Below are 23,487 nucleotides of genomic sequence, written 5' to 3' on the forward strand. Positions count from 1 at the left end.
TCGCTGAGACAATCCTGCACCGAGCCGGCGGGGCTGCCCTTGATCTACGTCAGCCGTGAGCGCGGCGGCGCTGGACTGCAGCCCTCATCAGCTGCGCACCGCTGCTTGGCAGAACGATGATGTCCTCGCCGAGGGCGGCGCTGCGAATTGAGCGCGACGTGCTTCAACGCCTCGGCTGCTGCCAGATACGCCACGACGACGGACGTCAATACCAGCACGAGCGGCCAGGACGGCGCGGAGAAGCCCAGCGAGGCGCCGACCGGGGAGAACACCAGCAGCAGTGCTCCCGCGAACGCGCCCAGGGACATGACGACCAGATACGGATGCGGCTTGGAGGCCGCCCAGACAGGCGCGCTCGAGCGGATTAGGAAGACGACCATGATCTGCGTCGCCATCGACTCGAGGAACCAGGCCGCCCGGAACGTCTCCGGCGAAGCATTGAAGCCCAGTATCAGGATCGCGAAGGTTAGGAGGTCGAAGGCCGAGGAGAGCGGCCCCATGATCGCGGTGAAGTGGAAGATTCCTTTCATGTCCCAGTCATGCGGGCGACACACGTCGCGCTGCTCCACCTCGTCGAACGGAATCCCGACCTCGCTGAGGTCGTAGAGCAGGTTGTTGAGGAGGATCTGCAGGGCTGTGAGGGGCAGAAACGGAAGGAACAACGACGCGAACGCCATGGAGACCATGTTGCCGACATTGGACGAGGTCCCCATCCGCACGTACTTCATGATGTTCGCGGAGGTGCGGCGCCCTTCAGCCACCCCGTCGGCGACCACACCCAGGTCCGGCGCGAGCAGAATGAGGTCGGCTGCGGCTCTCGCCACGTCGGTCGCGCCCTCCACCGACATGCCGGCGTCAGCGGCGCGGATCGCGGGTGCGTCATTGATACCGTCGCCCAGGAAGCCAACCGTGTGATTACGCGCCTGCAGCGCCCGGATGATCCGGGTCTTCTGGTCTGGAGTGACACGCGCGAAGAGGTCGGTCGTGGAAGCCCGTGCCGCCAGCGCCCCGTCGCTGAGCCGCGCGATCTCCGGCCCGGTCAGCAGGGCCTTAGAGGGCAGGCCGAGCGCCGATGCTAGGTGCCGAAGTGCTGGTGCGGCATCCCCCGAAAGGACTTTGACCCGCACGCCTGCCGAGCGCAGGCGGATGATGGCCGCGCCCGCGCTCTCCTTCGGCGGATCAGCGAACAGGCAAAATCCTGCCAGGACGAGGTTGTGCTCGTCTCCCACACCGGGGTGGTCGCTCTCGAGTTCCATCTTGCGCCATGCCACTCCGAGGCAGCGTAGGCCTTGCGCGGCCTTTGACTCCAGCAGGGCTACCAGGCGGGCCCGATCAGGCCCGTCGAGCGGACGCACGCCGTCCCCAGCCTCGAGCGAACTGGAGCACGCCAGAATGTCCTCCGGCGCGCCCTTGACGATCAGGAAGCGGCCCACGCCCTTCTCGGCGAGGACGGAGACTCGCCTCCGCTCGAAGTCGAAGGGGACGTCCGCGATGCGCCGCCAGCCCTCAAGCTGGTGCTCGTCCACACGGGCTAGGATAGCGTCATCGAGCGGGCTATGGACGCCGGTCTCGAAGCGGCTGTTCACCGCTGCCAGTTCGAGCACTCGGTCGGCATCGGAGCCGTCCGGGCCAGGGTGACCGACCAGGCTGATGGTCGCCTCGGTGAGAGTACCCGTCTTGTCTGTGCAGAGCACGTCCATCGCGCCGAGGTCGTGGATCGCCGCCAAGCGCTTCACGATTACCCGGCGTGCTGCCATGCGCATGGCCCCACGCGAGAGGGTAACCGTGGTGACCATGGGCAGGAGCTCCGGCGTGAGCCCCACGGCAAGGGCGACAGCGAAGAGGAACGATTCCAGCACCGGCCGGCCGAAGCTCAGATGCACGAGGAGCACGAAGAGCGCGAGGAAGACGGTCACCCGCAGGATCAGCATCCCCAGGCGGCGTAGGCCGCGCTCAAGGGCCGTTGGCGGCTCGTCAGATCGGAGCGCGGCCGCGATGCCACCATACTGGGTGTGCCTGCCAGTCGAGGTGACGAGCATGCGGGCTTCGCCGCTCACCAGGGTTGTTCACCCGAACAGGGCGTTGGCAGCCTCAGCGGCCACCGCAGCCCCGCTCGGCCCTGCCCTCTTATCCACGGGGTAGGGCTCACCGGTGAGAAGCGCCTCGTTGGTGCGAGCGGCCCGGCTCTCCAGCACGATCCCGTCGGCGGGCACCATGTCACCGGCGGGCAGTTCCAGGATGTCCCCCGGCACTATTTCGTCTGATGAAACCTGCGCGAGGCTCCCGTCCCGCCATGCTCGTGACCGGATGGCAACGGATCGCTTCAGTGCCTCGGCCGCCGTTTCGGCCCGGTGCTCCTGCACCACGTCCAGCGTGATCGAGGAGGCGAGGACCAGGAGGATTAGGATGAAGCTGGCCCAGTCACCGGTGCTCCCAGAGAGTGCCGCCGCAACCAGCAAGATGGTCACGAGGGGCTCTGCCAGTCGTCGCCCGACCCGGGCCAGCACGTAGCGTCTTGACGCTTCATTGGTCCGGTTATGACCGCAGATAGAGAGACGCCCGGGCACCTCAGCAGAGGTCAGGCCATCTGGGGTGCAGTCCAGTACATGGAAGACCTCAGAGTAGGGAATACTCCAGAACCGTTCCGGAAGATCAAACGGCGCTGCCGGCTTGCTTGAAGAACCCGTGCGATCGGGACGGGCCAGGAGAGGAGCTGAGGCGCTGTTGGAATATATCGTCATGCTGGGACCCCTCCTGACGAGGCTATGCCTCACCCCGGCCCACCACGCTGGGGCGCATCCTTGAGAGCGCGCCGCGCTGATCCCGATCAGGGCGGCCGTTGAACTTCAGCCCTGGAGTGGCTCCTGGTACTCGGAAGCACCGCAGACTTGGCGTTCTGGTTTACGGGAGAGGCTGAAGCTCCCTGGTCCCTTCGGTAGTGCTGGACAGCTCCTCAGCCCCCAGCATGCTGGGCACCAAGCAAATCACATCTTGATCAGCTATCGCGGCCACGATAATCGGAAATTGAGGGATCTGGCCCTGAGAACATCGGCTGGCCGGTGCAATGTCATTCCTGAACAGCCTTCTGGCGATGCTACCGAGAAGCACGCAGACCGCCCCCGGGCGGCAACCAGGAGCGAAGATTAGCCCGGGGGCTGGTGATCGACCTTCCCCATCGCAGGCCTGGACCCTCGTCGCGCTCCTGGCCACGGCCGTGCTCGTGCCGGCCAGCATCCTTGCCCTCGGCGCCTTGATGGCTTGGGGACAGGTCTGGGAACAAGCCCGCGCCGAGTTGGGCGCCACGGCTGGGTCCGCGGCGGAGTATGCGGCTCGAGTGCTCGACGGCCACGCCCTGCTGGTGGACCGTGTAGACGAGCTTCTGCGTGGCCTGTCCGACGATCAGATCCGGGAGCGAGAGCCGGAACTGCACAGGGCCTTGTCCCAGCTCTCCGCGTCACGTCCCATCATCCAGTCGCTCTACGCGCTCGATACCCAGGGAAGGCTGCTGGTAGCCAGCAGCGTGTTCCCGGTGCCCCGGGACGTGAGCGCTCATGACCGCGACTTCTTCGGGCAGCTACGACATGCTGACGCACCGGGCGCGTCGGTCAGCAAGGTCTATCGGGGCCGCCTGGACGGTGAGCTATTTTTCGCGGTTGCTGAGCGCCGCGGCGCGGCAGTGCTGGGCAGCATGCCTCCACCGCCAGAAGGCTCGCCATTCCTCGGCGTGATCCTCGTCTCGCTCCGCCCAGGCGACGTGGCGCTCGGGCTCCAGCGCATCGCTGACAGATCTGACCAGACGGTGGCGCTCATCCGGATGGATGGCGAGGTGCTCGCCCGGAGCTCTGGCTTCGAGGATCCGCCTCCGCCCGTCCCGCTAGACAGCCCCCTTCGGAGCGTCATGGCGACCGGCGCTGACCGCGCGCTCGCCGAGGGCCAAACCGGCATTGATGGCAGTGAGCGCCTGATGGCATTCCGGCGGGTAGCAGGATGGCCCATCTTCACAGCCGTCACCCAGACAAGGGAGGCCGTGGTCGCCCGCTGGCGCCGGGTGCTTTTCTGGCAGGCTGGCTTCGGCGTGCCGGCGATGCTCACCCTGGTGGGGCTGGTCATCCTGACGGTGCGCCGCACGCGGCAGGTCACGGAGGCGCGCGTAGCCCTCCGGTCTGAGGCGGAGCGCCGGGCCACCGCCGATGCGCTGCGCGACACGCTCAGCACCTTGGACCTCGGCGCCTTCATGGAAGGTGACCTGGACGGCACGATCCGGTACTGGTCGGCAGGTTGCGAGCGACTGTTTGGCTGGACCGCAGACGACGCGGTCGGGCGTGGCTACCACGCGCTGCTTCGCACCGTGTTCCCCGTGCCCCTCCCAGAGATCGAGGCTGCCCTGGCACGCCACGGCGAGTGGACGGGCGAGGTTCGGCATCGCATCCGCTCCGGGCAGGAAGTCGTCGTCGCCACAAGGAAGGCCCTACGCCGAAACGCCGAGGGGTGGCCGGCCAGCATCGTCGAGGCCATGGTGGACGTCACGCCTCTCTGGCGCACCCGGGCGGAGCTCCTCGACCGGTCCGCGCGTCTGCAGACCTTGTCCGAGGCGGCCGGCAGCCTCCTGGCCAGTTCAGACCCCGACCAGGTGTTGGCAACCCTGTTCCACTCCCTGTCCGAACGGCTGGGAGTTGACCTGTCTTTCAGCTACCTCGTCGATGAGGCTGCGGGCGATGAGCTTCAGCTCGTGGCCATGTTCGGGCTTCCGGACGCCGCCCGGCCCGAGATCGAGCGGCTCCGGTTCGGCGCGGCGGTTTGCGGTGTGGTCGCTCAGACCCGCAGCCCCCTCTACCTGGAGGGCGTCCAGGCGTCGGACGATCCAATGCTGGACCTCGTTCGCGGGCTGGGCGTCCGGGCCTACGTGGCGTTCCCGCTCGCGGTGGGAGAGCGACTGATCGGCACGCTGTCCTTCGGCACGCGCCAACACGATCGCTTCTCGAACGAGGATCTCGCCCTGCTCGGCACCATCGCCCAGCACATGGCCGTGCTGCGGGAGCGATTCCGCGCCGAGCGTGCCCTGCGCGAGGCGGAGCAGCAGCTGCGCTCCATTCTTGATACCGTCCCGGACGCGATGATCATCATAGACGAGCACGGGAGCATCACCTCGTTCAGCTCCGCTGCCGAGCGTCTCTTCGGCTGGCCTGCAAGGGAGACCGTCGGGCGAAACGTCTCCATGCTCATGCCGAGCCCCGACCGGGAGCGCCACGACGGCTACATCGCTCACTACCTGAGGACGGGCGAGCGGCGGATCATCGGCACCGGGCGCGTGGTGACCGGTCTGCGGCGCAATGGCTCCACCTTCCCGATGGAGCTCACCGTCGGGGAAGTCAGCTCAACGGGCCGACGCCTCTTCACGGGCTTTGTCAGGGATCTGACTGAGCGACAAGAATCGGAGCGCCGCCTGCAGGAGTTGCAGTCTGAGCTGCTGCACGTCTCGCGGGTCAGCGCCGCGGGTGAGATGGCCTCGGCCCTGGCCCATGAGCTGAACCAGCCGCTGACGGCCATCGCCAGCTCGGTCAAGGCGGCCCTCCGGATGGCCCAGGCGGCACCAGCGGGTGCGAATTCCGGCCCGGCGCTGCCCGAGCGGGCCGTCGAGGCGATGGAGCGGGCCGTCGGGCAGTCGCTGCGGGCCGGCCAGATCGTGCGTCGGTTGCGCGAGTTCGTCGCCAAGGGAGAGGCCGACCGCCAGCTGGAGACGCTGCCAAGCCTGATCGAGGAGGCCAGCGCCCTGGGTCTGGTCGGTGCGCGCCAGCGGGGCGTTCAGGTCACCTTCAACCTTCCCCGCGACCTGCCCCCTGTTCTGGTGGACCGCATCCAGATCCAGCAGGTGCTGCTGAACCTGATGCGCAACGCCGTCGAGGCCATGACGGAGGAGGAGGGATCAGAGCGGCGCGAGCTGGTCGTTGCGGCTGTCCCACGTGGAGCCGAGGAAGTCGAGCTGGCCGTAGCTGATACGGGTCCGGGCCTCTCCCCGCATGTCGCCGCCCGGCTATTTGAGCCCTTCGTCTCCACAAAGCCGAGCGGCATGGGAGTCGGGCTCTCGATCTGCCGCTCCATCGTTGAGGCGCATGGTGGGCGACTCTGGGCCGAGCCGAACCCGGGGGGCGGCACCGTGTTCCGCCTTACCCTGCCGGCGGCGGCCCCTGATGAAGCAATGCTGTAAGGAACGCCGCCATGGCGACAGGCCCCGAAGCCGCCCAGGCCGTACACGTGATCGATGACGATGAGGCCGTGTGCTGGGCCGTCGCCACCCTGCTGACCTCGTTCGGCCTTGCCGTGGAGACGCACGCGTCAGGTGTCGCGTTCCTGGCCGCCCTGCCTGGCTTGGCCCGCGAGCCGGGCTGCGTGCTGACGGATGTCCGCATGCCGGAGATGGACGGGCTGGAGTTGCTGAGGCGCCTGCGGGCACAGGGATTCCAGCGCCCAATCGTGGTCATGACGGCACACGGAGACGTCTCTATGGCCGTTCGCGCCATGAAGGACGGAGCCTACGACTTCATCGAGAAGCCATTCGAGGATGAGGCACTCTTCACGATTGCCCAGGCCGCGCTGGCCGCGCCAGATGCCGAAAAGGCGGCGAGTACTACGGCAGGGGAAGGTCGAGCGCGGCCAGAGATCTCCCGGGCTGCTGCCCTGATCGCGACGCTGTCTCCGCGCGAGCGTGAGGTTCTCGATCTGGCCATGGAGGGAAAGGCCAGCAAGGTCATCGCCTACGAACTCGGCATCAGCCCGCGCACCGTGGAGGTCCATCGCCTGCGGCTGCTGGCCCGCCTCGGCGTCGGGAGCCTAGCCGAAGCGGTACGCCTCTGCGTCCTCGCGGACATGGCCGCCCCCCGCGGCGCCCCGTCAGCCACGCCCTAGACGACTTTGGAGCCGCCCGCGTCCCTCCGCGACTTCCCGATGGCGGTCTAGTACCGCGTTGGACCCGCTTGGCCCAAGAACCCGGGGAATCAAGGGCGCGGGTTCTGAAATCCCAGCACGCTCCTGACCTCCTGCAGGAGGTTATCCGCATGGAAGGGATCGGCGAAAACGACTCCGGCCGGAACCTTCTTGAGCTGGCGGCCTCTCACCGGGCGGACCGCCGCCTTCAGGACGATCGTGGTTAGATCCAGGTCCGCTTCAGCCAACCGCTGCGCCAGTTCGAGACCGCTTCCTCCTCCCGGAAGGTGCTCCTCCACCAAGATGCACGGGCGCGCGGTTGGCTTGGTGCCGAGAGCGGACAGTTCTGAAAGGAGACTGGCGGCTGAGGCGAAGGAGCGGGTTTCAATCCCCTCAGCCTCCAGCAGGAGGACCAGGGATCGCCGCACGGCCGCATCCGGGCTGACGACGCAGACAATGGCGGGATAGCTCGACGGAGTCTCAGCACCGCCATCGCCACCCAGGGGCAGCTGGGCAGAGGAGAGCACCTCATTCGGGCACACGGCCTGAAACTTCCTTTCCATCGTGCTCCACCGAGCCGCCGCCATAGCGGGGTTCCGGACCCTCATCGTCGGAGGGCTCGGGGTGAAGTCGCCCGGATGCAGCGCTCGTGACCTGTCGCTCTCGGCGCCGCTCCACTCCACAACCGGAATATGGACCTCGCGGCACTACTGCGGCCACTTGGGAGTTCTACGTAGTGCTGAGCGGGTCGTTCGCTGGGCTGGCATGTCGGGGCCCAGCGTCTCTTTCCTTGGGGAGTTCCGCTGGCCTTACGTAGAACTGCGTATAGGAGATTTCCCAAGTATTCGGCCTCCGGGACGGCGGGCTAACCAGCATCCACCAACTCAGCAGGTGGAAGATCCCGATGCAGGTCGCCAGCGCCGTCCGCAGCTCCACGCCGCTTCCGGCCTTCCCCTTCCTCATGCTCGGCATGAGCGCTGCCGCGGCGGGCCTCACGTCCCATCCGCTCCCAGGGCGCACCATGCGGCTCCAGCGCGGGCGCGAGATCTACGCCGAGGGTGACAAGGCCGACCAGCTCTACAAGGTCGTCTCGGGGACCGTCCGCACCTGCCGCCTGCTGCCGGACGGCCGGCGCCTCGTCGCCCAGTTCGCCCTGTCCGGTGAACTCTTCGGCCTCGACGGCGTCAGCCATCACCGCTTCTTCGCCGAGGCCGTCACCGACGTGGTGCTGGTCGCCTTCCCCCGCCGCGAGATCAATCTCTGGGTAGACCGCGACCCGGCTGTCGCGCAGTCCTGGCAGGCCTACACCCTCGAGAAGCTCGCCGCCGCCCAGGACCGCTTCATCCTGCTTGGCCGCCGGACCGCCACCGAGCGCGTCGCCGCCTTCCTGCTCGACCTCGCCGAGCGTGGCCAGGGATCTGCCGGCACCGTCGACCTGCCGATGTCGCGCTACGACATCGCCGACTACCTCGGCCTCACGGCCGAGACGGTCAGCCGCGTCCTCTCCACCCTCCGCAAGAAGCGCATCATCGCCGACCAGGGGTGCCACAGCCTGCGCATCCTCGACCAGGACGCACTCGAAGATCAGGCCGACGAATAAACCGTCCAGCCCCCGAGCACACGCCACCCAGGCCAGGAGAGGGACGCAGTCCCCAGAGGAGATCCGATGATGCACCGGCACGGATGCGGCAGCAGCCTGAGCGGCGCTGCAGCCCTTCTCTTGATCCTGGCGCAGGGGGCTGAGGCGTCCGAGAGCAGGTCTGCCCCACCCGTCTGGGTCTCCCAAACCGCATACTGCAGCAGCGGTGCCGTGGCCCTGCAGACTCCGGCGGAGATGGCGCCCCGCAGGCCAGCACGCCCGCGGCTCCTCGACGCTGCGCCGCCACCAGCAGCTGATCAGGCCCTCACCCTCTCCGCGGTCGGCGCCTCGATGAGGTTGGCCCTGCTCATCTGCGTGTTGCCTCGCAGCGCCGAAGGGACACCTTCTGGTTCCGCCCGTCGGACCTGAAACCAAGCAGCGCGCCCGACATCCATAAGGCAGAGCATGAGCGAGCTGGACTCGCCTGAGGCCCTGGAGCGGGACGTGCTCGTGCGGAAGGTTGCCGCGCATGCGAAGGCGGTGACCGTTCCCACCCGCCCCCGGCGGCCGTGTCCACCAGGATCTTGCCCGGGCAAAAGCTGCGCATCTTCAAGCTGAAGACGGACGGCGAGGTGGTCGGCATGACCGGTGGCGGCCTCAACTACGCACCTCCCCTGAAGGCCGCCGACCTTGGCGTAGCCATGCGCGGACGGGGGGCCGATGTCGTCTGAGAGGCCGCAAGCATCGTGCTGCTGGACGACGACTTCCGCTCCATTCGGATGGAGTGGCGGGTCTCCGGCAACCTGCGGAAGTCCATGGGCTATATGCACGTGCCGATCGCAGGCCTCGCATTCCTTCCATTGGTCTTCGGCCTGCCCCTGATCCTCGGCTCCCTGCACATTGCCCTGCTCTAGATGTTAGTCGATCCTGTCTGCTCGATCCTCCTCAGGGCCGAGCCAGAGGAGCCCGAAGCGATCCTCCCATCCACGTCGGAGCTAATCTGGCGTCTCGTCCAAGGCCTAGGAGACTTCGCGGCGGGAGGCATGCTGGCCTCCTCGAGGCCGTGAAGGAGGGATCGCGTTACGCGTGAGGGGCGGTTGAGCCGTCAGAGCTTCTGGCGCGCCCGTTCCTGCTGATCCTGATCAGCGCCCCTTGCGCGTCCGGGTGCTGCACTCTTCCGCAGATCATCCCGTCGGTCGAAAGACGCCAAGATCCAGCCGGGAGGGGAGGAGTGATGTTGAGCTACAAGGTGCTCCTGGTGCATGTCGAGCGGCACAGCTCATCGGAAGCCCGCATCCTGATGGCCGCTGACTTGGCCGACCGGTTCGAGGCCACGTTGATCGGCCTCGCCGCCGACCCGATTGCATCGGCAGAGGAGCTGCAAGCGGCCGGTAGGAGCTTTCACGCGATCAGCAGCAGGGCCGCGAGGCACCGCGAGTGGCGGGCCTTCGCGGCGCCCCTCACCGCGGCGCTGGCGCGCGAGGCGCGAGCCGCCGACCTGCTTGTTCTGGGTTTCCGCCTTGGCGAGTTGCCCGGCCCACTGGATGCAACCGCCGGTCCGGCCGGGCGCCCAGTGCTCCTGGTGCCGGAGCGCACCTGCGTGTTGGATGCCTCGCGCATTCTCATCGCCTGGAGAGATACGCTGCAGGCCCGGCGGGCCGTTGCCACGGCCCTGCCGATCATGAGGCTTGCGGAGCAAGTAGAGATCCTAGCCGTCCATGGCACAACTCCAAGCGGCGACGGCGCAGGCGAGGGGCTGTCCGACGTGGCCGTCTACCTCTCGCGACACGATGTGCGCGCTGAGATTGTACGGCAGGCGCCCGCTGACGCCCGCCGGGCTAACCATATCACCCTCGCCGCGCAGGAGTTGGGTGCAGACTTGATCGTCGCGGGCGCCAGCGTGGTGCCCGGCATCATAGCGGCCCAGCGCAGCGACGCGGCTCAGAGTAGGGGAAGTCAGCTGCAGCAATGTTGGCTGCTCAGCCACTAGCAAGTTTGCGGGTGTCTGGGCACTGCAGAAACAGGAGAATATAATGGGCCTTATTGTCCGCATCATCCTTGCAGCCGGCGGTGGCCTTGCGGCCGCCTTCCTGTCCAGGGAAGCGCCGAGCTTCCCCGTGGCCCAGGCGCTGTTCGGCATCGTGGTCGCCTGCGTGGTGCTCGCCCTACTCACCCTCGCTCCCAGCGCGCTCGGCCGCAGCAGCGACCGGCGTGACAAACGCTGAGATGACGGAGGCAGCAGCGAAGCCGGTGCCGAGTTCGCCGACTTCTCCTGCATGCTGCCGTAACGGCCTATGCGTCAGCGCCACTGGATGGCCGCGCTGCCAGCATGGTTTGCAGGCCAATGAAGCTTCCGTCTCAGAACGCGGCCGAACTCGGCGGTGCGTGCCTAACTAGACATAGCAACATCGATCCTGCTCGACTCACGGTTTCCACTCTCATTTGCGGAGGAGACTAGCGCCGGGACGCGCTGACGCTCAGTTCTGAGGTCAGGCGCAGGCCTCCTCGGTCAAGAGCTGAGCGAGCCGCATAGCCGGTCTCCATTGCCGGCTACCCGTGCTCGAGCTGCGGCGTGACCGCTTGATAGAGCGCCGCTGTCCTGGGATTACCGAAGGGGCATCTCGTGACGTGGCGTGCTTCGCCTCGAATAACGGCACGTGGCTGGCAACGCCGCCTGGTCCATGCGCGCTGCGGGATTGGGAATGAGCGCGTCCACCGGGGACGCACTACCAGCATCACAGCCGTGCCAGGGCATGCCCCGCACTGGTCGGGAGGAAGGGCCCCGAGCTGCTGCCTCGCGGCCTGGCCCTGCTCGGCCCTTGGCTGACGGACGGCGGCGTCCCGGAGGGCCTACAGCCCCGGCATCATCACGCCTGCCGTGACATTCATCTCGTCGACCACCCGCTTCACGCCCTCGACACGATTGGCCAGCACGCACATACCCTTCCGGATCTCGTCCGAGCGGACGACCCCATAGAGCCGCACGACGCCATTCCTGACATCCGCGAAAACGAAGGCGCCCTCGGACCAGGGTTGCCGCCCGCGCTCATCCTCGATCGCGCGCAGGATCCGGTCATCCTCGGTCTCGGTCTCTGCCTTGATCGATGACGGCGGGTCCAGCACCGCCCGCAGCAGGTCGGCCCGTGAGACCAGCCCGACCAGCTTGCCCTGCCGCAGGACGGGGACCCGCTTGAGCCCTCTCTCCTCCAGCAGGTGGGCGATGTGCTCGGCGCTCGCCCCCTCGTCCACGGCGACTACGTCGGTGGTCATAATGTCGCCCACCGTGCGGCCATGCGTGCGCGCGTAGCGCTCGGCCTGTCGGTCCTGACTCGAGAGGACCTGTGACAGCCAGCCCCGCTTCGGGTCCTCCGCGCTTGCCAGCCGTCTCAGCAGGTCGGCCTCCGTCACGATCCCCAGCACTTGCCCGGCCCCGTCCACGACAGGAACGGCCGAGATGCCACGCTGGGCGAGTACCTGCGCCAGGATGTTCACCGGCATGGTCGGGGGGGCGGTGACCACCTCCCGTGTCATCAGGTCACTGGCAACGAGGGTCTTGGTCTGCATGGCGTCCTCCGGTGGGGTGGCGTTCCTCGCGACAGGATGCCGATGCGGCGCGGGAGATCCCCTGATCCAGATCAGGCTAATGGATGCGTTGGCACCAGATCCCCGACAGTGTCGCCCGCGATGGCGGAGACTGACCTGCGGAGGCGTGAAAGCCGCACCGCCTTCGATCTCAGTGAGATGGTTGAGCGGCGCTGACACCGTGGCCCGCCGCGGGGCTATAGTCGTGCAGGCTGGCGACGTGCCGGGGCAGCTTCAGCGCGCCGTTCAGCCGCCCCAACTGGTCAGCAAGGACGACCGATCACCATGAGGCGCTACCTGCTTCTCGGCTGGGCGGTCGCAGGCCTCCTCGCCGGCGGTGCACTCCAGATGCTCGGCAAGCCCGAAGCTGCGTCCTTGACCTGGGCGATGGCGGCGCTGCCGGTCGGGGCGCATGTTGGCGTCGGACTGATACGCTCCGTGCTTGCCGGGCGCGTGGGTGTCGATGCGATTGCGCTCGCAGCCCTCCTGGGCGCCGTCCTTCTGGGTGAGGCCGCCGCCGCCGCGGTCATCGGCCTCATGGTGGCTGGGGGCGAGGCCCTGGAGGGCTGGGCCGAGGGACGGGCCACGCGGGCACTCACGGACCTCATGGCGCGCACGCCTCGCCGGGCGGCCCGGGTTAGTGCCACGGCCATTGAGGAGATCGACGTGGCCGCCATCCGCCCGGGCGACCTCCTCCTGGTTCGCCCCGGCGAGACCGTACCCGCCGACGGCGCGCTGGCGGACGCGGCGGCGACGATTGACGAGAGCGCGCTCACCGGCGAGCCGCTGCCGGTGGAACTTCGCCACGGCGCGCGCCTGCGCAGCGGCGGGGTGAACTCCGGCGCGGCGTTCCGGTTCCGCGCCGAGCGCGACGCGGAGGCCAGCACCTACGCGGCCATCCTGCGCCTGACACGCGACGCAGCGGCCGCCCGAGCCCCGCTCGTCCGGCTCGCGGACCGCTGGGCCGCAGCCTTCGCCGTCTTCACCGGTGTCCTGGCAGCCGGCGCCTGGGCGCTGACCGGCGACCCGGTACGCGCCCTCTCGGTCCTGGTAGTGGCCACCCCCTGCCCGCTCATCCTCGCGGCGCCGGTGGCCCTCGTCGCCGGGGTCAGTCGTGCTGCGCGGCGGGGCGTCGTCGTGAAGGGCGGCGGCGCGCTGGAGCGGCTAGCCCGGGTGAGGACGGTCCTGTTCGACAAGACGGGGACCCTGACGCCCGGCCGCCCTCGCTTGGCTGCCGTGGATGCCACCCCCGCCCTGGGGCGGGACGCGGCGTTGCAGCTCGCCGCTGGGCTGGCGCAGGGCTCCACCCACCCCATCTCGGCGGCGCTCGTCGCCGCCGCCAGGTCCCGAGGCGTCGACCTGCCTACTCCCGAGGACGTCCGGGAGGCATCGGGCGACGGACTTACCGGGCTGGTCGAGGGTCACGCGCTCCTGCTCGGATCCGAGGGCTTCCTCCAGGCGGCCGGGATCGACCCGCAGGCGGGCTTTGCCTTGACGGCCCAGGTCGCCGCCGCAGCCAGCTCGGTCGCCTGGCTGGCCGCGGACGGCAAAGTAGCGGCTGCCTTCGTCATGGCCGACGGGCTGCGGCGCGAGGCGCCGAGGGCAGTGCGTCGCCTGCGCGCGCTCGGCGTGCAACGAGTCGTCCTGGTCACCGGTGACCGCGCGGCCGCGGCTGCCCCGGTCGGCCGCGCACTGCGTCTCGACGCGGTCCTCGCCGACCAAGCACCGGCGGACAAGATCGCGGCCGTGCGAACCGAGGTGGCGGCCGCGCCAACCATGATGGTCGGAGACGGCGTGAACGACGCGCCCGCACTGGCCGCAGCCGACGTCGGCGTCGCCATGGGCGCTGCCGGTACCGCCGCTGCGGCGGAGGCGGCCGAGGTGGTGCTTCTGACCGACCGCGTGGACCGGGTGGCTGACGCCGTTGCCATCGCGGCGCGCTCGCGCCGCGTTGCCTTGCGCGCCATCGCAGTGGGCATGGGGATGTCGGGCGCGGCGATGGCCGTGGCGGCCGCCGGCTGGCTCACCCCGCTCGCCGGCGCGGTTACCCAGGAGGCCGTGGACGTCTTCGCCATCCTCTACGCGCTGACCGCGCTTCGCCCCGGGCCAGGGGAGGCAGAGCCAGCGGGCCTGCCGCCTGAGTCCGGCTATGCCGAGCGGTACCAGGAACACACCGGTCTGCGCCAGCTGGCGGAGGCCCTCGGTGAGGCTGCGCAGGCGATCGGTACGGAGCCGGTGGAAGTGCCTGAGCTCGCCGGGCTGGCCGCAAGGCTTCGCGACGAGTTGCTGCCGCACCAGCACGCGGAAGAGCGCACCCTCTATCCAGAGGCAGCGATCCGCCTGGGCGGGACGGACCCGATGGCGCCGTTGATCCGGATGCATGCCGAGATCGAGGCGCTTGCAGAGCGGCTGTCCGTCCTCCTTGAGCTTTCGACCCGGGAGGATGGCTGGAACGCAGTGGCCCCCGAGCTGCGGCAGACCCTCTTCGCCCTCGAGGCACTGTTGCGGCTGCACCTGAGCGTCGAGGAGGAGATGCTGGCGGATCTCGCCGATGGCCCGGCAGAGCAGCCTCGGCCGGCAGCAGGCGCCACCAGAACCATCGGGGACGAGCACCAAGCGCCCGGTTCATCCGTTGCCGTGTAGGCCCCCGGGGGTGGCCGACGGTCCAAGCCGCGCGAGCGGCCCTTCCCGATCCCACATCGGCAGTCGCTCCTGCCGCCTAGCGAAGCTTCCCGTCCCCGGAGAAAACTTTGCTTGCTGGACTCCCGAGACACGCGGAGCGCACTCGCAAGTGCGGGTGCCCTCGCCTCAGAATTCACGCCCCAAAATGGTTTGCCCTACCGTCGGGGCAACCGCCCTGCTCAAGACCCCAATAAGGGCATCCTGATCACCGCCGCGTCGCTCGCACGAGAGAACGCCGGTCCAGACGATTCGACCGGAGGCAACATCACGGAGTTCGACGAAGGCGTCGAGGCGCAGCTTAACAGGAGGTGCTGCCCTGCGGCGCCACGGCTGGCGGGGAAGGTTCTCCAACCAGCGTAGGTCGTCGCTGCCCTGAGACGCCTCCGCCGATCCATAAAGCTCCGGGAGCGAGGACGCCCCCTCCTGGACGTCAAGGCTGCCGCGCCAGGACAAGACGTGGGTCGCTGGCTCTCCGACGTTCCTGCCGGCTGCACGCAAAGCGAAGAGTGCCTGCTCACGCAGGGCGCGATCGATCCTGCTGTCGCTGGTCGGTCGCACATCGATCCGGGCATCGGGAGGCAGCGGTCGCACAGCGTTGGCGGAGATGTAGCCGGGGCAGGGATGCATGTCAGCTGGCTTCGCCAGAATCGGTTGGGAAACCACCGCGGTGCTGAACAGCACCGCTGCTGCAATGCTGCATGTCTGCTTCCGCCCGGTCATACTGCGGCCCGCGTGATGAGTGGCCCTCCAGCCGCTGTGCATGAGCGGACATGCGGCAGAGTAAGCCCTCATGTGTCGGCGTCGCATCTCGACCTCCGTTCCTGCTTGGCCACCCTACGCTGTGATGCACGCGGCCGCCACGCACTGATCTGCATCAGGATGCTAATCGGCAGCTGGTCCGGCACTGTGGTTCGGCGGCTGTTAGCGGCCTGGCTGGTCAGGCCTGCTGCTCTCAGCCCGTCCTGGAGCGGGAGAGCACTTCCATACACGACGCTACCTCCTCCGCTGCGCTGGCGGCGCCGCGAAGGCTGAAGTGCCATACCCAGCGGTCTGTCACCTGTAGACGCCCCGGATCTCCATTGCGGCGCCGTCCGAAATCGTGCACGAAGTCCGACGCCCTCCCTACGGCGAGCTGGCCAATCAGCATGCCTCCCGGCACGCCGCTCAGAGGGATGCCCAGGCCGAGCTCGAGTGCGTATGTTTGCTCGCCGAGCTTAAGCGTCGCGCTCGGCCCAGCAGGGAGACGATGGATCGGCTCGCGCCGATCCGAGACGATGACGACGACGTCACTCGTCCGGCTTATCGCAAAGGTGAGCCTACGGATGTTGCTCGGAGGACGCCCGTCGTAGGTTGACCAGAGGCAAGTTCCGCCCTCTGGCTGCCAGTCGAGCGACACCTCCCAGGCACCGAACCAGCGCGACCAAACAGTCTCTGCACGCGCCGCGGCCGGTACACCACTGGACCAGCAGCAAGCCCACGCGAGCGCGCACCGCCAGAGCAATAACCAGGCTGGCCCCACCCGAAGGCGTGAGATTAAACTCATCATCCGCGTCCAAGTCATCTGCACCTACGTTCCCGCCGTGCTCAGCACCCGATCAAGCCGTTTCCCGTATTCCGGGGGCTGGGATCCTCGTGGGACGGAGCGCCCGCCCGAACTCCTATCCAGAGTCCTGAGCCTGAGCCTGAGCCGGTCCTGCCGGACCGCCCCGCGCCCACATCTCGGCACCCGGCCGGTTCTCCGCCGTTACCGCGCGCGATGCGCCCTTCATTGATCCTGATTACGCCCGAGCGGGCTGATCTGTGTCAGTGACAGACCTCCGTCGATGGGACCAATTTACCGGCGCAGCAGGATGGCCGGAGGCGGCCATGCCGCCGTCCCCGAGATGCTGATGGGAGATCGTGACGAGCACGGGCAAGCTCGATCAGTCCGAGTGGAAGTCCTACTGCGGGCCCGTGAGGCCCTCAGGCCTGGAGGCCGTCGAGCTCGTCGGCGCCAATGGCAGCAGATCGGTCGTGCGGCGTCGGGAGCCGCTTGCCATGGCGCCCACCTCATAGAGGCGCAGCGAGGCCGCGCAGGAGTGTAGCGGCAAAATCCGCTGCACTCCTGGCTGCGGTGGATCCTTCCTGACGGACCGCATTGCACGGGACCGCTTGCGGGCCAGCTGCGCCAACGGCTGGGCTACGATCACGCGCCCCGGAGATGCACCAGCGGTCCGAGTTCGAGCATTCGGTTGAGTTAGCACTGGGAGCCCGGTAGATGAGCGATACGCTTACCGTTCACACGGATATGCCCGTCAGAGACGAGGGCAACACAGGCATGACGGAGTTCCGCTTTACCATTACACGTGCCAATCCAACCGACGAGGCGACCCTGCACTACGGCGTTAGTTCTCTTCTCGCATGGACAGGTCCAGGAGAGATCAGCCTGAGCGATGGTCCCTATCTTCGGGCAAGTGACTTCGCAGTGACTTCCGATGGGCAGCCCTTCACGGGACAAGGCGAGCTGCATCTGTCTGCGGGGCAGGCCGAGGATACAGTCTTAGTCCCGATCCGGGGTGATAGATTCGCGGAGCCTGACGAGACCTTTCGCCTGAACGTGGCAGGATCTACTGCTGATGCAACAATCCGCAACGACGACGCAGGATCCCGCCCGATGGTCAGCCTCCAGGGCCCAGGGAGACCAGTTACAGAAGGCGACAGCTTCCACGTCATACTGAGCCGCGCTCAGGTGGATGAGGTGAGCTCGGTCGAGGTGCACTTCATCTCAGTCGCCGGAACGCGCAGCGTCGCCGGCAAGGGCGACTTTGTGGGGGACATCTCGCCCAGAACTGTCATCTTCGAACCGGGCGAGACGACCAAAGTCGTCACCTACCAAATCGCGGATGACACCCGGCACGAACGGGGCGAGGCGTTCGCCCTAGCATTGTACGACGGCCTCAACGCCACGATCGGAGGACCGTCGGTCGTAGAGGGCAGCATCAGTGACGATGACCCCCTGCCCGAGCATTCCATCTTCGTCAGCACTGCTGTGGTGCCCGAGGGTGATGGCAACACCGGTGCTGTGTTTCACCTAAGTGTAAACCGCGCAGGAGGAGATCTCGATCAGCCCACGAGTGTCTTCCTTTTGGTGGAACCAGATGCGAGCAGCCCCAATACTGCCGATCCGAGTGACTTAGCCAATGGCTTTGAAGCGGTCGCGCTCCATTTTGCTCCGGGTGAGACGAAGAAGACACTGGATGTGGCTGTGCGGGGTGACGGCCAACTCGAACTGGACGAGGCTTTCACGGTGCGCATTGCTGGCGCGCAGGGATCAGGCTCCACGACAGGGGAATCGGCGCCGATCGGTAAAGGCTGGACCACGCTCACGATCCTGAATGACGACGGCGTGCGACAGATCAACGGTACGAACCGGAATGACGTCATCGACAGCACCTCTGTGTCGCCAGGCGTCAGTGGTGGTCCAGCAGCCTCGAGCGCTGACCTCATCCGCAGTGGTGGCGGTAAAGACCAGATCCGCGGTGGCGGCGGTGCTGACGTGATCTACGGAGACGATGGAAAGGACCGGCTCTGGGGTGAGACTGGGAACGACTTGCTTCACGGTGGCGGCAGCAAAGACGAAATCCGCGGTGGCGAGGACGACGATGTGGTCCACGGAGACGGTGGAAAAGATCGGCTCTGGGGTGAGGGCGGGAACGATCTGCTTTATGGCGACGACAGCAAAGACCAGCTCCATGGCGGGGATGGCGATGACCAGTTCCATGGAGGCAGCGGTAAGGACGAGCTCTGGGGTGACGCCGGGGCTGACTGGCTCTTTGGTGGCTCCGGAGATGACATCATGACCGGGGGAGCTGGGGCCGACACTTTTGCGCTGTCCGAGGGCGATGACAGCATCACTGACTTCTCACCTGGTGAGGACACGGTGCTCGCCTCCCTGCCAGACGGGCGTTACGCACCGGGCGAGGTCTTCAATCTGCGCAGCGTCTATGTCGCGGATCCCGGCAGCGTTGATCTCTCTGCATTCGGCGGTGCCCCCCCGGGGTCAATTCTGGACCTCCGGGTCTTCATCAGAGCCTATTCTGGCGGCCAGATCGTCGAAGAGATCTCTACGACTGTGGGTAACAGAGTTTTTCATCTGGGCTGGCGGAATATAGAGAAGCTGGTTATCGAATCCGAGCGGTTCGAGCGCCACTCCGGCGTGCTCGTAACTTCTGCTGAAGTATCTGATGTCCGGATTGCCTCAAGCGAGGGGGACCGGATCGAAGTCTCCACCGAGAGCGATGTTGCAGCGCTAATAGCCACTGCCACGAGTGACGGTGCTGGTGGCACCGCGCTGCACTACGCGGGGCAAACACTTACCCTTCGAGACTTGCAGCCTTCAGCACTCTTGGCCGATTGGTTTACGTTCGCCTGACCATCTGTGACCTGCTCCAGAACGACGCGAATGCTGGGCGTGGCGTACAATCTCGCTTAGGCTCAGGACCCGTTAATTCGGGGTAGCGCCTGATCTAATTGGCTGATTCCAAGGCGGCCGGAGGTGCTACCATGACTGACCTGTTCTGGCTGACAAAGGCGCAGATCCGGCGGATCGCGCCCTACTTCCCGCTCCCGCACGGGGTGCCGCGGGTGGATGACCAGCGGGTGGTCAGCGGCATCATCCACGTCATCCGCAACGGGCTGCGCTGGCGCGATGCCCCGGCCGAGTACGGGCCGCACAAGACCCTCTACAACCGATTCGTGAGATGGAGCCGCCTCGGCGTGTTCAACCGCATCTTCGCCGGGCTCGCCGGGCGCAAAGGCGAGCCGGACCGGCTCATGATTGACGCCACTCACCTCAAGGCGCACCGCACGGCCGCTAGCCTCCTCCAAAAGGGACTGTTCCCCGCCGTATTGGACGCACCAAAGGCGGCCTGAACTCCAAGCTCCACGCCGTCTGCGACGGTCAGGGCCGCCCCGCGGTCCTTCTCCTCTCCGAAGGTCAGATGAGCGACCACAAGGGCGCGGCGCAGATGCTATCCAGCCTGCCCCGGGCCAAGGTCCTCATCGGCGACAAGATCCTATGCAGGCGGGCATTGGCGACCGGATTGGAGGCAAGATGCCGGCATCCCTGGCGGAAGCAGAGGAGCGTGGGCAATGGGATCGGCAGCGACAGAGGTCACGACAGACGCCGGCGTAAAGCGGGCGGTCTACGTGGCGGTGGAGCTCAGCAAGAAGGGCTGGCTGGTGGCGATACGCGGCTTGGCCGGCGACCGGATCTCACTCCATCGGTTACCGGCAGGTAATGCAGCTGGGCTCATCGCGTTCATTGCGCGGGCTCGCCATGCCGCGGCAGAGTCTTCTGGGAGCGAGGTGCCCGTGCTGGCTTGCCACGAGGTTGGGCATGACGGCTTCTGGCTCCATCGGGCCCTGACGACTGCGGGTGTCGTGAACCACGTGGTCGACCCGGCCAGCATCCATGTCGACCGCCGGGCTCGCAGGGCGAAGACTGACCGCATTGACGTCCAGGCGCTTCTGCGAAGCCTCATGGCCCATCACCGCGGCGAGGGCCGCGTCTGGTCCGTGGTGCGGGTGCCGACGGTCGAGGAGGAAGATACACGCCGGCCGCACCGGGAACGGCAGAACCTGATCAAGGAGCGTGGCCGGCACGTGGACCGCATCAAGGGGCTCTGCGCCCAGCAGGGCATCGTCGGCTACGAGCCTATCGGTTTCGATCTTGCGGTTGTTGGGCGAAGACGCCGCACGGCGATGCCATCGACGACGCGTTAGCACGGGTCAGGAGCGCGGTGGCGTCCGGCCGCTATCTTCATGCACCGGGCGGCGCAGCCTCGGCTGCCATGGATGCGCGTCCATGGCGAAGGGACGACCCCCTTGGCCTCCCGCACCACCCGATCCCGAAGGTCAGACACGTCAGATCCTCCGAGCCGAACTGCTATGAGTGATGGCGGCCTCGCCCACACCCCTCCACCGCGGCGGACCGCCGAGCCGACCGATGCGGCACACTCCCGCCGCGCATAAGCGCTACGACGGCCAGAGTGAGGACATAGGTCATACCGTCACTGCTGGGGCTCCTGCACCTCGGACACTGCTCGCGCCACGTGCTCGATCAGCGGATCGTGGATCCCGAGACGCTGCAAGCCATCCTGGGTCTGGAACAGGTACTCCGCCGCTGTTCCGAGCTGCCCCTTCGCCGTCGCGAGACGCCGGATGACCACGTCCTCGGGCAGCGCGGCATATTGTGGCCCGCTCCGGTTGATGGTGAAGGCGATCCCATTGCCAAACACCTGTCCCGTGCTGTCGTGCAGCGCGACCCAGTGCGGGACATAAGCTCCGGTCAGCATCTCCCGTCGCCAGACGATGGAGAGCTCCTCGAAGAGCTCCTCTTCGGCGATCCGGAAGGCTACCCCGGTGCAGGATCCGCCACGGTCGAGGGCAAGGACCAGACCTGGATTGTCCGGGGTCCCGCGTCCGGCCGGGGTCGAAAGACAGAACGTCCTCTGCCAGTCCCGCACCGTGGCGGTCCGGCTCTCCACGTAATGGATGGTCGGGTTCCAGATCAGAGAACCGTAGCCGAACAGCCAAACGGGCGAGCACCGATCCGGGCGAGCGGCCAACGTTTCCTGTAGGGATCTTTGGCGTTCCGCATCGGTCAGCACCGCGCTGCCCGCATCGCGGACCATCCGCTCCACGGCCCCGCTCAGCAGCCTTTCGCGTGTCAGGGCATGCGGCGTGGCCGGGCCCTCGCTCTCGGAAAGCTCTTCCGGGGCCGCCCAGTCGGTTCCCCGAGAAAACTGGCCCTGCGTTCCGCCTGGCCTGGTGCTCGCCAGGTCAGACTGCAATCCGCCACGAGCCGGAGAGGCTGGGGCGGCGGATTGGCCGGAATCCGATGGGGAAGGGCTACCCTTGGGCAGTCTCGACATTCATCTGTCTCATCATCGCGGTTCAGATTTGAGCGGGCTCGAGGACAATGGGGCCGAACGGATCGTGCTGCTCAACCGTGGCCGTACCATCCCGCGTCAATTCCAACCCTGCCGCGAAGGTGCTGGCCAGCGCCGCCCGGAGGCGGATGGGGCGGTCGGGGGCGCGGGGCGGGATGAGTGGCAGGCATCGCTCGAGGGGCAGCCCGGCCGGGTGCTGCGGGAGGATCTCGGTGATGCGGCGGATGGCATCCGGGATGCGCCAGAGATCGGGCGGCTTCGGCCGATAGGCGGGGGCGGGCTCGGTGGTCTGCCCCTCCCTCCCCTCCAGCATGGCCAGCGTCGCCTCCAGGAAGGCCAGGTACAGCTCTGTCTGTGGCCGGGCTTGGGGTAGCGTGCTCCCTCCCCGGCCGAACACCGCCCTCCCAAGCTGCGGCCGGGCCGTGAGCCAGTCCGCCCCGGCCCGCATGCGGGCGAGTTCGTCGAGCTGAGCCAGCCTCCTGCGCGCCTCCGCCCCGGCCTCCTCGGCCTCCTCCGGGCTGGCAGGGGCCAGCAGCCCTGCCTTGAGCAGCAGGAGCTGGCTCGCCAGGACCAGCCACTCCGCCCGGCGCTCGAGGCGAATGCGACCGCCGCCGTTCTCGATGGCGGCGACCAGCTGATCCGTCAGGGTCAGGATGGAAAGTTGGCCGAGGTCGACACGCTGGCGGCGCACCATCTCGAGGAGGAAGTCGAGCGGCCCCTCAAAGCCGTCCACGCTCAGATGCGGGGTGGCGTTGCCCTGGGAGGCGCGGCCCTCCCTCCCCTCCCCGTCCGGGCTCTCACCCGGCGCCTCGAGGGTGGCGGCCCTAGCCACGCGCGGCACGCCCGCGCAGGCTGCCGGGCTTTCGGCCCTTGCCTTCCGGGCCCGACCCGCCCTCCTCGGCCCCGGTACCATCACCCCCCGTGCCCGGCGCGTAGTCCGGCCGCAGATCAAAGGTGAGGTCGGGCCAGGCGCGGCGCAGGCGCGCGACGGCCTGCCAGGGCGACCAGTCGGCCGACCAGAACCCGACCCGTAGCTGGCCCATCCGCTTCTTGCGGCCGTCCAGCGTGCTCGGCAGCGCCTGGACGTGCCGGAGCGGCCGGGTCACGCCCCAGTGGGCGCGGAGCCACTCGCGACTCACCTCCTCCTCCGGCCCGAGGGCGAGGATTGATGCCGGGATCGGCAGGAGCCGGTGCAGGTCCAACGGGCAGCTCCGGTCGGTGCTCATGCGGGCCAGCGCCCGTTGGTGATTGGCCGCGATGGCGTCCCGCAAGCGGCGCGCCAGGATCTTGGCACCTGAGAGGCTGATCGCCCGCACCCCGTCCTGCGGGGCCGCCATGGGCAGGAGGAACTCCTCCTCCAGCCCGGCCAAATCCAGCACCCAGGGGATCACCCCCGGCCCGGCCGCGGCCGCCTGGAAGTGCGCGACCCTCTCCGCCGGCCCGCCCACCTCCAGCACGTTCCACAGCCAATCCACCGGGACTGGGGTGGGCTGCCAGACGGGGGAGGCCGCGTCGTCTCGATCGGTGGGGGCGGAAGTTTCGTTCTCCTGACTTGGCATCCCTCGCTGGCGTCCTTAGAGGCTGGCCATGCTCGCGAAACAACTCCGCCCCATGCAGGACCTCCCCGAGGCCAAGGAGATCCGGGTCAGCAAGGAGGGCTCTGGCCGGAACAGCTGGCGCTGGGCGATCTGGCGCGGGACGACGCTCGTCTCCCGCGCCGCCCAGGGTTTCTCAGGTGCCGAGGCCGCGTATGAGGCTGGCCGCCGCGTCCTGAACCGCTGACGCGTGCCA

At 67.6% G+C, this 23,487-nt stretch carries 19 protein-coding genes and 1 pseudogene; 12 read left to right on the forward strand and 8 right to left on the reverse strand.

Annotation, left to right across the window (positions count from 1 at the left end; translation table 11 throughout):
• Window positions 1–44: 44 nt before the first annotated feature.
• Entirely contained in the window at window positions 45–2,057 is a 2,013-nt protein-coding gene (locus ACO1BU_RS37760) for an HAD-IC family P-type ATPase (protein ID WP_481133238.1), read from the reverse strand.
• A gap of 9 nt (window positions 2,058–2,066) precedes the next feature.
• Window positions 2,067–2,741 (reverse strand): P-type ATPase actuator domain-containing protein, encoded by a 675-nt coding sequence (locus ACO1BU_RS37765; protein ID WP_481133239.1) that lies wholly within the window; start codon window positions 2,739–2,741, stop codon window positions 2,067–2,069.
• Between the two features lie 473 nt (window positions 2,742–3,214).
• On the opposite strand from ACO1BU_RS37765, the gene ACO1BU_RS25025 reads away from it, so the two are divergent.
• On the forward strand, window positions 3,215–6,205 hold the full coding sequence (locus ACO1BU_RS25025) for a PAS domain S-box protein (protein WP_424138697.1): 2,991 nt from the start codon (window positions 3,215–3,217) through the stop codon (window positions 6,203–6,205).
• An 11-nt stretch (window positions 6,206–6,216) separates the two neighbouring features.
• Window positions 6,217–6,903 (forward strand): response regulator transcription factor, encoded by a 687-nt coding sequence (locus ACO1BU_RS25030; RefSeq protein ID WP_424138698.1) that lies wholly within the window; start codon window positions 6,217–6,219, stop codon window positions 6,901–6,903.
• Between the two features lie 89 nt (window positions 6,904–6,992).
• Here ACO1BU_RS25030 and ACO1BU_RS25035 read toward each other — a convergent pair whose 3' ends face one another.
• Window positions 6,993–7,484 (reverse strand): response regulator transcription factor, encoded by a 492-nt coding sequence (locus ACO1BU_RS25035; protein WP_424138699.1) that lies wholly within the window; start codon window positions 7,482–7,484, stop codon window positions 6,993–6,995.
• Window positions 7,485–7,825: 341 nt separating this feature from the next.
• Between ACO1BU_RS25035 and ACO1BU_RS25040 the strand changes: the two genes are divergently transcribed.
• The 5 genes from ACO1BU_RS25040 (at window position 7,826) to ACO1BU_RS25060 (ending at window position 10,725) form a co-directional block, all read left to right on the forward strand.
• Complete coding sequence (locus ACO1BU_RS25040) at window positions 7,826–8,521, forward strand: helix-turn-helix domain-containing protein (RefSeq protein WP_424138700.1); 696 nt, start codon at window positions 7,826–7,828, stop codon at window positions 8,519–8,521.
• 548 nt (window positions 8,522–9,069) lie between these two features.
• Window positions 9,070–9,231, forward strand: a complete 162-nt coding sequence (locus ACO1BU_RS25045; protein WP_424138701.1) for a hypothetical protein — start codon at window positions 9,070–9,072, stop codon at window positions 9,229–9,231.
• A 15-nt stretch (window positions 9,232–9,246) separates the two neighbouring features.
• A complete protein-coding gene (locus tag ACO1BU_RS25050; protein ID WP_424138702.1) occupies window positions 9,247–9,414 on the forward strand; it encodes a hypothetical protein in 168 nt (55 codons plus the stop codon).
• 320 nt (window positions 9,415–9,734) lie between these two features.
• On the forward strand, window positions 9,735–10,490 hold the full coding sequence (locus ACO1BU_RS25055) for a hypothetical protein (protein ID WP_424138703.1): 756 nt from the start codon (window positions 9,735–9,737) through the stop codon (window positions 10,488–10,490).
• Window positions 10,491–10,533: 43 nt separating this feature from the next.
• Window positions 10,534–10,725 (forward strand): hypothetical protein, encoded by a 192-nt coding sequence (locus ACO1BU_RS25060; RefSeq protein WP_424138704.1) that lies wholly within the window; start codon window positions 10,534–10,536, stop codon window positions 10,723–10,725.
• A 625-nt stretch (window positions 10,726–11,350) separates the two neighbouring features.
• Here ACO1BU_RS25060 and ACO1BU_RS25065 read toward each other — a convergent pair.
• Window positions 11,351–12,064, reverse strand: coding sequence for a CBS domain-containing protein (locus tag ACO1BU_RS25065; protein WP_424138705.1), 714 nt, complete (start codon window positions 12,062–12,064; stop codon window positions 11,351–11,353).
• Between the two features lie 303 nt (window positions 12,065–12,367).
• On the opposite strand from ACO1BU_RS25065, the gene ACO1BU_RS25070 reads away from it, so the two are divergent.
• A complete protein-coding gene (locus tag ACO1BU_RS25070) occupies window positions 12,368–14,725 on the forward strand; it encodes a heavy metal translocating P-type ATPase (protein WP_424138706.1) in 2,358 nt (785 codons plus the stop codon).
• Window positions 14,726–14,890: 165 nt separating this feature from the next.
• Here ACO1BU_RS25070 and ACO1BU_RS25075 read toward each other — a convergent pair whose 3' ends face one another.
• A complete protein-coding gene (locus ACO1BU_RS25075) occupies window positions 14,891–15,445 on the reverse strand; it encodes a hypothetical protein (RefSeq protein WP_424138707.1) in 555 nt (184 codons plus the stop codon).
• Window positions 15,446–17,021: 1,576 nt separating this feature from the next.
• Here ACO1BU_RS25075 and ACO1BU_RS25080 point away from each other — a divergent pair.
• The 3 genes and pseudogenes from ACO1BU_RS25080 (at window position 17,022) to ACO1BU_RS25090 (ending at window position 20,527) form a co-directional block, all read left to right on the forward strand.
• Entirely contained in the window at window positions 17,022–19,175 is a 2,154-nt protein-coding gene (locus ACO1BU_RS25080; RefSeq protein WP_424138708.1) for a Calx-beta domain-containing protein, read from the forward strand.
• 131 nt (window positions 19,176–19,306) lie between these two features.
• Window positions 19,307–19,815, forward strand: a pseudogene (locus tag ACO1BU_RS25085) (IS5 family transposase); the annotation flags it as partial.
• 79 nt (window positions 19,816–19,894) lie between these two features.
• A complete protein-coding gene (locus tag ACO1BU_RS25090) occupies window positions 19,895–20,527 on the forward strand; it encodes a hypothetical protein (RefSeq protein ID WP_424138721.1) in 633 nt (210 codons plus the stop codon).
• Between the two features lie 287 nt (window positions 20,528–20,814).
• Here ACO1BU_RS25090 and ACO1BU_RS25095 read toward each other — a convergent pair whose 3' ends face one another.
• From ACO1BU_RS25095 to ACO1BU_RS25105, 3 genes are read right to left on the reverse strand one after another with little or no spacing between them, the layout of a single operon-like run.
• Window positions 20,815–21,678 (reverse strand): gamma-glutamylcyclotransferase, encoded by an 864-nt coding sequence (locus ACO1BU_RS25095; protein WP_424138709.1) that lies wholly within the window; start codon window positions 21,676–21,678, stop codon window positions 20,815–20,817.
• Between the two features lie 22 nt (window positions 21,679–21,700).
• Entirely contained in the window at window positions 21,701–22,537 is an 837-nt protein-coding gene (locus ACO1BU_RS25100) for a segregation and condensation protein A (RefSeq protein ID WP_424138710.1), read from the reverse strand.
• Entirely contained in the window at window positions 22,521–23,255 is a 735-nt protein-coding gene (locus ACO1BU_RS25105; protein WP_424138711.1) for a hypothetical protein, read from the reverse strand. The genes ACO1BU_RS25100 and ACO1BU_RS25105 overlap by 17 nt, the downstream gene beginning before the upstream one ends.
• Before the next feature lie 28 nt (window positions 23,256–23,283).
• Between ACO1BU_RS25105 and ACO1BU_RS25110 the strand changes: the two genes are divergently transcribed.
• Entirely contained in the window at window positions 23,284–23,478 is a 195-nt protein-coding gene (locus ACO1BU_RS25110; protein ID WP_424138712.1) for a hypothetical protein, read from the forward strand.
• The last annotated feature ends 9 nt before the right edge of the window (window positions 23,479–23,487 follow it).

It is taken from the genome of Roseomonas chloroacetimidivorans (genome assembly GCF_049629625.1).
In the GTDB taxonomy this organism is placed as follows: domain Bacteria; phylum Pseudomonadota; class Alphaproteobacteria; order Acetobacterales; family Acetobacteraceae; genus Roseomonas; species Roseomonas chloroacetimidivorans.

What these genes read in the sequence shown, in the direction of transcription:
- ACO1BU_RS25090 (WP_424138721.1), top strand. Translation starts at nt 19,895, where the DNA reads ATGGGATCGGCAGCGACAGAGGTCACGACAGACGCCGGCGTAAAGCGG.
- ACO1BU_RS25110 (WP_424138712.1), top strand. Translation starts at nt 23,284, where the DNA reads ATGCTCGCGAAACAACTCCGCCCCATGCAGGACCTCCCCGAGGCCAAG.
- ACO1BU_RS37765 (WP_481133239.1), bottom strand. Translation starts at nt 2,741, where the DNA reads ATGACGATATATTCCAACAGCGCCTCAGCTCCTCTCCTGGCCCGTCCC.
- ACO1BU_RS25070 (WP_424138706.1), top strand. Translation starts at nt 12,368, where the DNA reads ATGAGGCGCTACCTGCTTCTCGGCTGGGCGGTCGCAGGCCTCCTCGCC.
- ACO1BU_RS25035 (WP_424138699.1), bottom strand. Translation starts at nt 7,484, where the DNA reads ATGGAAAGGAAGTTTCAGGCCGTGTGCCCGAATGAGGTGCTCTCCTCT.
- ACO1BU_RS25080 (WP_424138708.1), top strand. Translation starts at nt 17,022, where the DNA reads ATGAGCGATACGCTTACCGTTCACACGGATATGCCCGTCAGAGACGAG.
- ACO1BU_RS25040 (WP_424138700.1), top strand. Translation starts at nt 7,826, where the DNA reads ATGCAGGTCGCCAGCGCCGTCCGCAGCTCCACGCCGCTTCCGGCCTTC.
- ACO1BU_RS25095 (WP_424138709.1), bottom strand. Translation starts at nt 21,678, where the DNA reads ATGTCGAGACTGCCCAAGGGTAGCCCTTCCCCATCGGATTCCGGCCAA.
- ACO1BU_RS25105 (WP_424138711.1), bottom strand. Translation starts at nt 23,255, where the DNA reads ATGCCAAGTCAGGAGAACGAAACTTCCGCCCCCACCGATCGAGACGAC.
- ACO1BU_RS25055 (WP_424138703.1), top strand. Translation starts at nt 9,735, where the DNA reads ATGTTGAGCTACAAGGTGCTCCTGGTGCATGTCGAGCGGCACAGCTCA.
- ACO1BU_RS25030 (WP_424138698.1), top strand. Translation starts at nt 6,217, where the DNA reads ATGGCGACAGGCCCCGAAGCCGCCCAGGCCGTACACGTGATCGATGAC.
- ACO1BU_RS25065 (WP_424138705.1), bottom strand. Translation starts at nt 12,064, where the DNA reads ATGCAGACCAAGACCCTCGTTGCCAGTGACCTGATGACACGGGAGGTG.
- ACO1BU_RS25060 (WP_424138704.1), top strand. Translation starts at nt 10,534, where the DNA reads ATGGGCCTTATTGTCCGCATCATCCTTGCAGCCGGCGGTGGCCTTGCG.